The sequence below is a fragment of the Microbulbifer jejuensis genome, from assembly GCF_047289955.1.
Classification (GTDB): domain Bacteria; phylum Pseudomonadota; class Gammaproteobacteria; order Pseudomonadales; family Cellvibrionaceae; genus Microbulbifer.
In genome coordinates, this window is sequence record NZ_JBLBUB010000020.1 from 1 (window position 1) to 13,161 (window position 13,161).

The 13,161-nt window shown below is 49.9% G+C and carries 6 protein-coding genes; all 6 read left to right on the plus strand.

Annotated features, from left to right (window positions below):
* Positions 1-776: 776 nt before the first annotated feature.
* The 6 genes from ACL7TT_RS13615 to ACL7TT_RS13640 all read left to right on the plus strand — a co-directional run bounded on the left by ACL7TT_RS13615 (position 777) and on the right by ACL7TT_RS13640 (position 12,506).
* Positions 777-1,649, plus strand: a complete 873-nt coding sequence (locus tag ACL7TT_RS13615) for a hypothetical protein (protein ID WP_413396130.1) — start codon at positions 777-779, stop codon at positions 1,647-1,649.
* 294 nt (positions 1,650-1,943) lie between these two features.
* Positions 1,944-5,891, plus strand: coding sequence for a calcium-binding protein (locus ACL7TT_RS13620; protein WP_459564496.1), 3,948 nt, complete (start codon positions 1,944-1,946; stop codon positions 5,889-5,891).
* A gap of 1,172 nt (positions 5,892-7,063) precedes the next feature.
* A complete protein-coding gene (locus ACL7TT_RS13625; RefSeq protein WP_413396132.1) occupies positions 7,064-9,427 on the plus strand; it encodes a beta strand repeat-containing protein in 2,364 nt (787 codons plus the stop codon).
* A 656-nt stretch (positions 9,428-10,083) separates the two neighbouring features.
* Positions 10,084-10,968: a LysR family transcriptional regulator gene (locus ACL7TT_RS13630; RefSeq protein ID WP_301416218.1), complete on the plus strand. Its 885-nt coding sequence runs from the start codon at positions 10,084-10,086 to the stop codon at positions 10,966-10,968.
* 487 nt (positions 10,969-11,455) lie between these two features.
* On the plus strand, positions 11,456-11,989 hold the full coding sequence (tsaA, locus tag ACL7TT_RS13635) for a tRNA (N6-threonylcarbamoyladenosine(37)-N6)-methyltransferase TrmO (RefSeq protein WP_413396134.1): 534 nt from the start codon (positions 11,456-11,458) through the stop codon (positions 11,987-11,989).
* Positions 11,990-11,999: 10 nt separating this feature from the next.
* Positions 12,000-12,506 (plus strand): hypothetical protein, encoded by a 507-nt coding sequence (locus tag ACL7TT_RS13640; RefSeq protein ID WP_413396136.1) that lies wholly within the window; start codon positions 12,000-12,002, stop codon positions 12,504-12,506.
* Positions 12,507-13,161 lie beyond the last annotated feature (655 nt).

The following is a 13,161-nucleotide window of genomic DNA, read 5'->3' on the forward strand; positions in this document are numbered from 1 at the left end:
CCCTGGTCAACAACTAGCTGAGCCGCCTCCAGTTTGAACTCTGGGCTAAATTTTCTTTTTGTGCTGGTCATTTATTCACCTGATCTTCGTTGTGAGTGATGTTATCACCCAAAGTCAGGTGGCCAAATTTACTATGCCACTACAGTACAGCGTATCTCAATATCCGAAGCCTTTTGGTAGATTGCTCCAGGGGCAATCGGTACGGGCTGGATAAAACCTGCCCATAAGAATCAAACCGAAACCACGTATTATATTGTAAAAACCTCCCCCCAGTTTTGACCGGTATGGATCACTGAATATTCATCCGGGCATTGCACGCTCACTTTATCGCGATGCCAGAACTTCAACAATGTGCGCTAATTCTTATCAATCCATAAGCTACATCCAAACAAGTTCAGCCCAAAGTACCTTATTTCATTACAGACTCCAATTTGTTACCTTATTTTTAAACAGACCACTAGCTGTATGATAGGCAAGCCCCATGGGGGAGATCACAGGCGGTAGCCGGTACTTATTCTGGGTAAGATACCCGTTGTGCCCCAAAAATTTATCGATTGGCGCCCTGGCAAGCTGATCAGGAGATGTATAAAAGCAGAATGAAATAGAACGTCTGTTCCAGCGGCTGAAGCAGTTCAAAAATGCTGGAGGCGCTTTGATCATCTGAAGGTAATATATCAATTTTTTTCGTATTGCTGGCAGGGTGATTAAGTTCACAAGAATTTGCCATCACAGAAAATTCTATTGCCCGCCTATATCCCCCGGTATAGCATTCTGTTATGACCAAGATGCATCTGCTCACTACCGGCCTATTATTGTGCTTGTCCATGGTTTGTTTTGCCCAACAAACCCTGCCACCTCAGTTGTACTTAAAACATCATCACATAATTCCCAAACCCGAAGGTACTGTCACTTACCATGGCAATAAACCCGTTTTTAAGAATTCGAGAGTTGATTATCAATCTACTCAAATAATATCAGATAGCCATGGCTGTAAAATAAAGATTTTGAGACTTTCACCGAAAATCGCAGAAAAGCGCTGTGCAAACTCCAAACCCTATACCAGCCTGCTATTTGGCCCTCAATCTGAGCGCTCTTTTCAGTTAGCGCCTGGTCAGTATTTATCCAATAGTGGAGCACGGTTTGTTTATTTGTCAGATGGAACCGTGCTTTCGAGAAAGACCGGTGACACTGTTAAGCCGCCTCTCAGTGGAAATCTCAAGCGATTGGTAAATACGAGTAAAAAAATTTATTGGCCCGGCAAAGATCGATTACTTTTTTATAGACTTTTTGGCGAAAAAAAACTCAGAGGCTGGTATCAATATGACTATCGCCAACGGCAGTGGCAGCATCTGGCAAAAATAGAAACCCATCGGCGGGGTATTTGGTTTGGTATCCCGAGGGTGGTCGACTCTATGGTATTGATTGATGATCAATGGCTGGTGGCACTGGAAAGCGATAATTTCAGAGGGGATACATGGCTGGATATCAGCCTGTATCACGCCGAAACCATGGAGCTGATACAGAGAATACGCCTCGAAAAGGGCGGCACACCGGGGGTAAAAGTTTTGGAAGTATTTGGTGAAAATCAATTGGTAGCTGCCTACTACCTTGGGGGTACCTATCATCTGCGTGTCTTTGAGTTGAAATAACTATGGCCTAGAGAATAACTGATAGATATTACAATCTTTAAGCAGGAAACTGAAAAATGATGCGTTGACAATAAATATCATGAGCACGATACGACTTAATGATAGATAGAGGAAACCACTGACTATGGCCATTTTTGCCTGGTGGTTTCCATTTACATAGACTGACTTTATTCAAAGTTACATGGAGTAGTTATGGGTCTTACGATTGAGAGGCTGGCAACTATAGTTGCTTTATCCTGGGGGCTGCTGTGGAGCAGTGAATCTTTAGCATTCAAACAAAGATATCATGAAGAAATGACCGAACAACTCCTGCAGCAACAGGAGTTTGACCGGCAATCTTCTGATGAAGCGGGGGATGCCAACTGGTATACCGATGTCAAAGAACAGCTAGACCCCAGCGCCCACGCAGATAACAACCTCCTGGATTCGGCATCTGCCCGGTTGGCAGAAAAACGCGATCTTATTGTTGAGGCCCTGTTACAGTGCGATAAGCGGGAAGCCCTGGATCAGTTGGGTCGCGCCTTGCACACAGTGCAGGATATCTATTCTCATTCCAATTCGGTTGACAACAATATCCCAGTGGGGGATATCTTTGAATTAGCAAACGGAAGTCAATACCAGTGTGACAGCAATAATAATTTTGCTCCAGACGGCCTTGTAACGGGATATTTTTCGCTTTCCGGAATTTTAAGTGGCAACCAATGCCGGGGTATGCCCGATGGTATGTGTTGTCACAGAGAACTCAACAAAGATAGCCCCAGTGAACCAAACGGCAACCAGCATGCAGCGGCCTATAGTGCGGCAGAGCAGGGTACACAGGCGTTTTTAGATAGTGTTGTTGAGCAATTAAATGCTCGCGCCTCATCACCGGAGCAGGCGCAGCAGTTGATTAAAATTCTCAAGAAACGTATGCGTCGCACGGCATTTGTTATTGATGTATCGGGCAGTATGGATACGGAAATTTCTGGCGTTAAAAGTTACCTGGCCGGTGAAATAGCCAACATGAAGACCAACCCGGAGGAATCTCATAAACTCGGACTGGTCACCTTTGCCGATCATGTAGACAGTACCGGGTTCAGTTGTGATCTGGATGAAATTTTAACCGAAGTCAATGCACTGGAGGCGGGCGGAGGGAGCGGCTGCGGTGAGGCTTCGAACCGAGCACTGCTTTCTGCTTTAAGGGATTTTCCTCGCGGTCGCAGCGATATGTATGTGCCTGGCGGATCGATAATATTCGCTTCAGATGAGCCAGCCTATAACCCTAGCCTTGGCTATCAGATTGTGCAGTTGGCCCGGCAAAAGCGCATTAGGATTAATACGATTGCCACCGTTGATACCTCCTGTGATCAGCGTTCAGCGCAGGCTAGATCTTTGTCAGCGATGGAGATGGCAGATAGTATTCCTGATCCTCTGACTTCCGCTTCCACCTATGCCCAATATGGGGCTATTGCCAAAGAAACCGGCGGTATATTTCTCGGGGTCAATAAAGCGCGGGCGGAAGCTGCCATTGAGCTGTTAATGGAAATGGATAATGCCAATCGCGCTTTAATTTCAGAACAGGTGATCAACACGCAGGCAACCGACACACTGATGATTGTCATTCCTGTCGATGATTCTCTGAGTGATAAACTGCAGCTATTATTTACCAGCGATGAAAACACTGAGTTTCCGGATATCAGTGTCGAAGACCCCGCCGGGCAGTTGTTGGATATATCAGATCCTCAATTAAACCCACAGCGCCTGGGCTCTGCCAATATTATTGAAATTGACTCACCTCAGGTGGGCCTGTGGAAACTGCATCTTACCGGTGCCTTTGAAGCCCGCCTGCAGGCTTACAGTTACAGTGCTCTTCAGACACAAGATATCCGCTTATCCAGCCTAACGAATGGGCTTAACGCCAGAGATGGTTTGCTGATACTCGATCGTATTCCGGTGAGTGGCGAGTCATTGGCCTTGCAAATCGGGTTATCTGAAAGTGTCAGCGAAGCCAGGTTGAGTGTACGTAATTTGCAGGGCCAGGTTTTAGCACAACCGGCAACGGTGTTGGACACCAATGGCAGGGTTATCAGTGCCACCTTTACGGTACCGGATGAAGCATTCTTGTTAGTGGCCGAGGGCAACACGGAATTGGGAGAGGCTTTTGCCCGTGTCGCCGCCACTATTGAACCGGAGCACTTGAGCCTGGACTTGTTGGGCAATGAAGAGTCGGATCTCAATCAGCGCACATTGGTTGCTTTGAATCAACCTGTGCTTAAATTTGAAATCACCAACGGCTTTGCGACTGCACAAGAGATTGAGTTTAATCTTTCCGGGGCAGAATCTGTAACCCTGGAATATCCAGCTACGGTGACAATTCCGGCCAATCAGAGCCACACTCTTGAGGTTTTGGTCACCATTGATCGGGCGGCGGAATGGAATAAGGTCACTACCTGGGTTGCCACCGCATCTTCCGTAAACGATCCCACGGAACGCCAAAGCCTTGTGATCGACGTCAAACTGGTACCTCCTGTGGAGATCATTGGGGACGAACAGGAGAATGTACTCACGGGATTTTATAACGATAATACGTTAATGGGTTTTGCTGAAAACGATATCCTGAGCGGACGAGGTGGCAATGACACTTTGCTCGGCGGTGAGGGTGATGATGTGCTTCATGGTGACTCAGGCAGTGACCACCTTTATGGTGAAACTGGTGACGATGAACTGCACGGCGGTGACGACGATGATCAATATTATTACCAAGCCGGCGACGGTAATGATCGTGTGTTCGATACCCAGGGTTATGACCTCCTCAATCTTATGAATATTTCGCCTTCGCAAACTCTATTACGGCGTCGGGGGAATGACCTGCTTGTCACCTTTTTGGGTTCCAACAGCAGTACTGAAAACAGTGTTCGGATCAATTCCCATTTCAGCTATACCGCCGGCCAGGTCTCTGCTGGTGCCTTGGAAGAAATCACCTTCGACGGTGGTATGAGTTGGGATTACCAAACGATTTTTATCAAGGCCATTGAGGGCTATGACGCTGACGATAGTATTGAGGGCCATGCAGAAGACGATGTTATCAACGGCGGCAACGGACAGGATCAGATCGATGGTGGCAGGGGTAATGATATTATTCATGGAGAAGCGGGCAATGACATTCTCAACGACTATTTTGGCAACAATCAACTCAATGGCGGCGCTGGCGCAGACACTATAGCCGGGTCTGGTGTTTTGCATGGCAATGAAGACAATGATAGCTTGAGCGGTAGAGGGGAACTTTACGGCGATAGCGGCGATGATACGCTGACCGCTGAATCTGCATCCCGACTCGATGGTGGCGCTGACAATGATCAGTTATACGGTAGTGATGGAAATGATCAATTGTTTGGCGGAACTGGTGACGATATCTTGCAAGGCGATGTAACGCCCTTTGATTACGGTGATAATGCGTTTACCGGTGGCCCGGGAAAAGACATTCTCTATGGCGGTTATGGCCGTGATACCTATTATTATTACCGGGGTGATGGTGAAGACATCTTGACCGAAACCAAAATCGATGAAGCCTATAGCAACTTTGAAGCCTCGATCGACAGCCTGGTATTCGGCCCGAATATTAAAACCGAAGACGTTGAGTTTTATCGCATTGGTGAAAATCTGGAGCTGCGTTTTTCACAAGCAGGCGATAAGATTACCATTACTCATTGGTTTTTAGGCTTTAGTAACAGTGATCAAGACTATTTTAAAGTCAACCGTTTTGTTTTTCACGACGGCACTATCTGGAGTGATGTCGATGTAGAAAATAACATCATCTATCTGGGGACGCCTGGTGACGATATTCTTTTCGGCTACCGGGACAGATCAGAGACATTAGTCGGCCAGGGTGGGAATGATCAACTGAGCGGTGGTTCAGGCAATGATATCCTACAAGGGGGCGATGACGATGATCGTTACTATCACCACCCGGGGGATGGTTTGGATGTGATTATCGAACAACATGGCAATGATATACTCGTGCTGCGCGGTGGCATCACGGCATTCGACGAAAGAATCGAATACCTGAAGCAAGACGATGACCTAGTCATTCGCTTTGATCAAGACTCGCAACAAATGATTCGTATCAAGGATCACTTCGCTGACGAGGCTAATGAAATAGAGCTACTCGGCCATTCTGAACGGGCCGTTGACGACAATCGGTTTGAGTTCGATATAATTTCCATGAGTGGTATTTACTCGCGTTTAGTGGATTTCGAAACCTGAGAACCTGTGACACTGGATAACGGTGGCAGCAACGTTTGTGCTGGAACCGACCAGGGTGAGTAAATCACCAATAGTATCAATGCCAAGGATGGCAATACTAGGATATTTTTATTTGCCGAAAACAATAGACACAGTGGTAAAGCCGGAGGCGATTGGCTTGATGGAGGCACCGGTCAAGACACGTTCAAGAGTGGAGTCCACATTACGTCCCCTTTGGGAGCAGACGAAGATGGCCAGTCAAGGGTGTATAAACACGAAAAGCGCCTCATTGATGGCATTGCGTCACGGGATTATTTTCCACTTGCTAGGGCTGTTCCCGTTTGGATCTCCCCTATTGCTCAATAAGGGCAGGCTCGCATTGTTGAGGTTCTAACAAAGCGAGCTTGCAATGCCCCGATTAGTGCTCAGCGATCAGCACTGGCCAAAACTGTAGAGAATTTTGCGATATAACACTCCGGTCTCTTGATGACCATTGTGAGCATTTTCTAACATAGGCGTACCGGCTCCCCATAGAGAGGTTAACCGAAGGACTTCGTAGACTGGAGTAAGCTGTATAAGCGCTTCATTGCCTGGGCCGTTGCACGGTTGAAACACGATCGCACGACTGCCCCCCCGCAGACAAACTCAATAAGGACTTTCAAACACAGCCGCTATGTCTTGTACTTTCCTATGACTACCTATATGAAACGGGCATAACCCCTGAAATATCACTATTAAAGGGGCTGATTTTTAGAGCGCCGAAACTTTCCTGAACTCCAATGCTATTTGTTTATCTCTCTCCCTGGCTTCCCTCAAAACGGCAACCCTGCTGCTTGCCAGGGATTGCCATACCGCCCAACCCCTAAGCGCTGCGCTATAGCGGGAGGTCTTTTACCGCCCAGTCAGTGACATGCGCGATAGGCTGGCGCCGTATTGCCGGGTTGTGTATTTTCTACATTCTTATACACTCGGTAATAGCATTTCTTTCGTGTTTTTGTTTCCGGCTTTATCGAAACTGCTGATCAAAAAATAATGATCATCAAGGCATTGCCCTTCCCAGCACTGGCAGATCTCTAAATCAATATATCTGCGCCATGACTGGTGTATTTATTCAATAAAAAACTTGTAACACTTGTGCCAGGGCGTGACCTGGCACCTTAATTTTTTAAATTGGCGCAACGGGGTTCAGGGGCATGGCTTTAAGACTCTTTTGGATTATTTTGCTCGGTGCCGCTCTGGCTGGCTGCGACTCCAATAACAATAACAATCAGATCCCCAGCCTGCTATCCATCTCAATATTTCCCGCAGAAAACGCCGCGCGCGACCTGACCCTGGCGCCGGGCGAGACACAACAATATATTGCCCGGGCCAATTTCAGCAATGGCACCAGCTCCAATATTAGCAACAGTGTGAATTGGCGAAGTGAAGATGCCGCAGTGGTGACCGTCAATAACAGCGGTGTGGCCACGGCCGTAGCCCCTGGGAGTACCCGTATCTTCGCCAGCTTGGCGGGCATTGTCAGCAACCGAGCGCCGATCACTGTGAGCGGTGTTGTCCTAACCAGTATTCAAGTGACCCCGGCGGTGGTGAGCCTGCCCAAGGGCAACAGCCAGCAGCTCACGGCTCTGGGAACTTTCAGCGATGGGAGTACTGCCGATATCACCGACAGTGTGGCCTGGCGCAGTGACAACACCACAATTGCCACGGTGGATAGCCTGGGTGAGGTGGTGGCGCTGGCAGTGGGCAGTACCAGCATTTTTGCCAGCCAGGGGGCTGTTGTCAGCAATACGGTGTCGGCGACCGTGACCAATGCCGTATTGACCAGCATCCAGGTGACGCCGGCAGTGATGAGCCTGCCCGTGGGCAATAGCCAGCAACTCACGGCCCTGGGCAATTTCAGTGATGGCAGTACCCTCGATATTACTACCAGTGTGGCCTGGCGCAGTGACAACACCGCAATTGCCACCGTGGATAACCTGGGCGAGGTGGTGGCGGTGACGGTGGGCAGCACTAGTGTCTCCGCCAACCAGGGGAGCATTGTCAGCAATACGGTGTCGGTCACCGTGACCAATGCGGTATTGACCAGTATCCAGGTGACCCCGGCAGTGGTGAACCTGCCCGCGGGCAACAGCCAGCAGCTCACGGCCCTGGGCAATTTCAGCGATGGCAGCACTCTCGATATTACCACCAGCGTGGACTGGCACAGCGACAACACCGCAATTGCCACGGTGGATAGCCTGGGCGAGGTGATGGCAGTGGCGGTGGGCAACACCAGTGTTTTTGCCAGCCAGGGGGCTATTGCCAGCAATACGGTTTCGGTGACCGTAACCAGCGCAGTATTGACCAGTATCCAGGTCACCCCGGCAGTGGTAAGCCTGCCCGCGGGCAACAGCCAGCAGCTCACGGCCCTGGGCAATTTCAGCGATGGTAGCTCCCTCGACATTACCGCCAGCGTGGACTGGCACAGCGACAACACCGCAATTGCCACGGTAGATAGCCTGGGTGAGGTAGTGGCGGTGGCGGTAGGCAACACCAGCGTTTTTGCCAGCCAGGGGGCTATTGTCAGCAATACGGTTTCGGTCACCGTAACCAGCGCGGTATTGACCAGTATCCAGGTGACGCCGGCGATGGTGAGCCTGCCCGCGGGCAACAGCCAGCAGCTCACGGCCCTGGGCAATTTCAGCGATGGCAGTTCCCTCGACATTACCACCAGCGTGGACTGGCACAGCGACAACACCGCAATTGCCACGGTGGATAGCCTGGGTGAGGTGGTGGCGGTGGCGGTGGGCAGCACCAGCGTTTTTGCCAGCCAGGGGGCTGTTGTCAGCAATACGGTGTCGGTCACGGTGACCAGTGCCGTATTGACCAGTATTCAGGTGACGCCGACGGCGGTGGACCTGGCCCAGGGGCGTAGCCAGCAACTCACCGCCCTGGGTAATTTCAGCGATGGCAGCAGTAGCGATATCACCACCAGCGTGGATTGGCACAGCGACAATACCGCAATCGCCACGGTGGACAGCCTGGGCGAGGTCACAGGCGTGGGGGTCGGGACTATCAGTGTGTTTGCCAGCCAGGGGGGCATTGTCAGTAATACCGTGTCGGTCACGGTCGTCGCCCTGTGCAATATCGCCTCTTACCAGGGAACGCAGGAGGATGTGGACGGCAATCTGGTGACGAAGACTTTTTATTGTGCACCGACACGTGCCCAAGTAGAGGCTACGGGAACCTTCGCTTCCCTGGAGACCTTTACTGAAGGCGGTATGGAGTTTGCCAAACTCGATTTTGATGACATGATACTCTATTGTTTCACCGCCTTTGGTGGCGCTCCCCCCACACCCCCCTTCTCTGACTCGGCCTCTTTTGTCAATGCCAATTTGGTGGCAGGATTCGGCGCACCGCCCTTCGCTTGGCCTGTTTCTGAACCCTACTTAACAATCAATGCGTTATTAGAGTATGTGCCCATCACCCTCACCGGTGCCGGAGGCGCAATTGAGGGCCCGCCCGAACCCGTCACACCGGCCATCCGGGGTGTGCCTATCTGTACCACCACCCCCTAGCCCGGATTGGCATCTGCCGCCGGGTCCGCCAGGATTCCCACTCCGGGCTGTCCAGGAACAGCCCGGCCTTAATTCGCGTGTTATCTTGCACGGCCTGCTGCCGATCCGGAAGGCAGTTTCCCCCGACGAAGTCTGACAGAACCCACCCTGCTGCTTATTGCAGCAATGGGCGGTCTGTGCGGCATTGGGCATTCGGCGTCTCCAGTCCACAGGATACTACCTGGCCGCATCACCCCCTTTGCCTGCCGTGGTTTCGTGGCAATCTTCTTCGGTTTTTATGGTATTTGGATTGTCTATTTTGACCCAGTGTTTCCCAGCTGTGTGGCATGACCCATTCAGTGGGGAGAATCAGGTCACTTTACAGGATTTTATTTCCTAAACTTTCAATAAAACGCGCATACTGCATACTATAGTCCCTACTCAGATTCCCTGAGTGCAGACCTCAAGATTCCAAAATTGATGCATTGACGACTTTCTGCTAGCCTGACAGGCATGAATGTTCGATACGATACCCAGAGCCCCTCCCTGTTCAAGTGATACGCTGCATACCCGTATGGCAGAAGCCTGCGATTCAAAGTTTCGCTTTTAAATGGTGATTGATACCGGCTGAAAACCAGGGAATTTCTGTTCCGTCAATTTGACTTGCGTTGTCCAGCATGGAAATTTATCAAATCAAAACGTTCGTTGCCGTGGCCAGAGAGGGCAGTATTACCCGGGCGGCAGAGTGCCTGTATCTCAGCCAGCCTGCGGTGAGCGCACATATCAAGGCCATTGAGGAACAGCTGGGACTGGTCTTATTTGAACGCAATACCAAAGGCATGCGCCTGACTGACGATGGCAAAAGACTGCTGAACAAGGCAGAAAAAATCCTTGCTGCGCATCGGGACTTTATTGATGAGTCGTCTCGCATGAAAGACGCACTGACGGGTAAATTGGTTGTTGGTGCCGGGAGTGAATCCTCCACACCGGCCATTGGCCACCTCCTTTCGAGTTTATCAGAGCGCTGCCCCGGAGTGGATGTCAGGCTTCAATATTTTGAGCAGTCTGTTGAGATGCTCAAAAGTTTGCGCAATGGTACTTTAGATGCCTGCTTCTATAATGAGCCCAATGACCCTGCCCCCGACATTCACACGCTGGAAGTCTCCCGATTCGGCATATTTCTGGCGGCACCGGCCGGGCTTGTGGTGAATTCACAGCCCCTGAATTGGCAGAGCCTCAGTGCAATGCCCTGGATTTCTCCCAATCCGGCCACCTGTTGTGGGCGGGCGGCAGAGAATTTGTTCAAGTTACACAATTTTCGCCCCAAGCAGATCATCAAGGTGGACAGGGAAAACGTGATCCGCACATTGATTGCCGGCGGGGTTGGCATTGGATTGCTGCATACCGACACTGCCCGTGAAACCCTCAATAACGGAAAAATCGATTTAATCTGTGAGGTCCACAAGTCCGTCCGGGTTCTGTTTGCCTACCTGCCCACAAGAGAGCAGGACCCCCTGCTTGAAATTGCCAGTTCGATATTGCGCAGCAAAGCGCCCGGGTAGTACTGCCCGTCTGTCCTTCCTTTAGCGGCAGGCGCTCAGAGAGTGAGGATGCCGGACACCGGCCTGTAATACAGCGATTGGGCGCACCGTTTGGAGCTTGATAACGCACCCTGGTGGCCATTACCACTACGCCTCTTTTCGCGGTGCTTTGGAGACACGTGGTTTTCCTAAAAAATCACCACAGGGCGTATGCCCGCACCACCCTTACGACAGCCCAATCCGCATACACCACCGGATCGAGCCTGTCATGTCCCGCAAAGCCATTTCTGCAATTTCGCCCAATATGCCATTACTGGTGCTATTGCCGGGTGCTTTCACCGTGCCGGCCTTTCGGTGCCGATACCACTGGCCAGGGTCACTGGCTCAGGAATGCTGAGGTTAACCCTCACAAAATCCAAATTGTTGGACCTGGAGGATGGAAAGATAATGTGATCCCGTTCGGGTCTCTTTTTTTTTGCAAGGAAAAGAAACCATAAAATCAAGCAGTATGAAGGCAAACATTCCGGACACTATTACATTACACCCTATTGGTACGATACATACGGATTTCAATGCCCTGGGGCAATGCCCACGCTCAGGCCGGTTTAACACCAACCACTCGGTCATTGAAATTGATGCGCAGTATCTGGAGGGCCTGTACAACATTGAGTCTGCCACACATTTATTTATTTTATACTGGTTTGATCAATCTGATCGGACGCAATTGCAGCGGTGTGGTCGAAACGGCAAGGATGTCCGCGGTGTTTTTGCGAGCCGGTCCCCCAATCGACCCAACCCCATTGCACTGAGCCTGGTCAAGCTGATCCGTATTGAGGGCACTCGCCTCATCGTCAGCGGCCTCGACTGCCTGGATGGCACCAAGGTGGTGGATATCAAACCGTATATTCCCGCCGACGACAGGATTGAAGAGGCAAAAATAGGGTGGGACTATCCGGGCACTGAAGGGGACAAGATGGAAAACTCCCAGCACCCCAGCAGCAACCCGGACAAATGCCAATGCCATTTATTCAGAAATTCCTGAGGGAGATACTATGGAAAATTTTATTGGTTATGCAATATCTGGGTTATTAGTCTTATCGGCGGTATTACTCGGCTTGCTAATTCCAGGTGGTCCAATTGAGAACAGAAATTTTTCACATATAGCGCCTGCAATACTCGGTATGTTTAATACTTTTTTAACCGTGTTAGGCATTGCCAGCTTGTCTTTAGCTTATTTTTCCATTGGTGCAGGTAATCTTGCGCTCATTGCTTCCGCTATATGTGGAATATCCTATTTTCTGGTCTATGCCTTGGATTTAGCGAAGATTTTTCCTGTATCCCCAGATAAGATGCCTATAACACTATTCATTATCGAGGTTGCAGGGCTTATTCTCGCTATTCCTCTTACACTTTTATCGCTCTATTACCTATCATTGCCTAGGTCTGGAATACCTGAAATGGATATCTCATCTTCAACTATAAATTCAATTCTAGTTGTTTTGCTCATTATTGGTATTGGCATTATAGCTTTTGCTACAAAAGCAGCAATGAGAAAATAGCAAACGGTTGTTGTCGCCCCTTCGGTGATCAGCCCCACCCATTGGCTGACCTAACGGTGGCCAGTGGTGAAAAATGGTTGGCAGAACTATCAGATAAAGAGTTAAGGGAGTTGGTTTTTCCATAAGATTGTTGGTTTTTCGTAGATCTGTGTAAAACCCCAGTTATATTCCCATTGACGAAGTGCACTTGCTGGATTTGTCGGTATTACGCAAACTGAGACTGCTGTTTGAGCGCTTTTTCGAAAAATTACAAAAAGCTGAGCGGAAGGTTGCTGGCTCGCCGTCCTTCAGATACGCTGCTTTCTTTCAAGCCCTCAAGCACCAGAATGGGTTATACCTCCCTGAGAGTGCAGCACGCCTGTTTTATCCGAGCTACAGGCGCTCATGTAGAGTATAACTTTGGTATCCAGCTCGTTAGAATGCTGGGCATCGGTTTAACTACACCCCCTTCATTATAGTGATTACGCACAACGTCCTTTTTGCGCGGTGCTTTAGATGCATTTGGCTTTCCCGAAAAATCGCTACAGAGTGTATGCCAGCACCACCTTTTCGATTGCTGAATCAGCACGAACCGCCAGAATGGGGGGCTGTGTTGCCTTCCAAAGGCATCTCTGGGAATTCCAAGCATTGTGCAATCATTGAAGCTATTACCGGG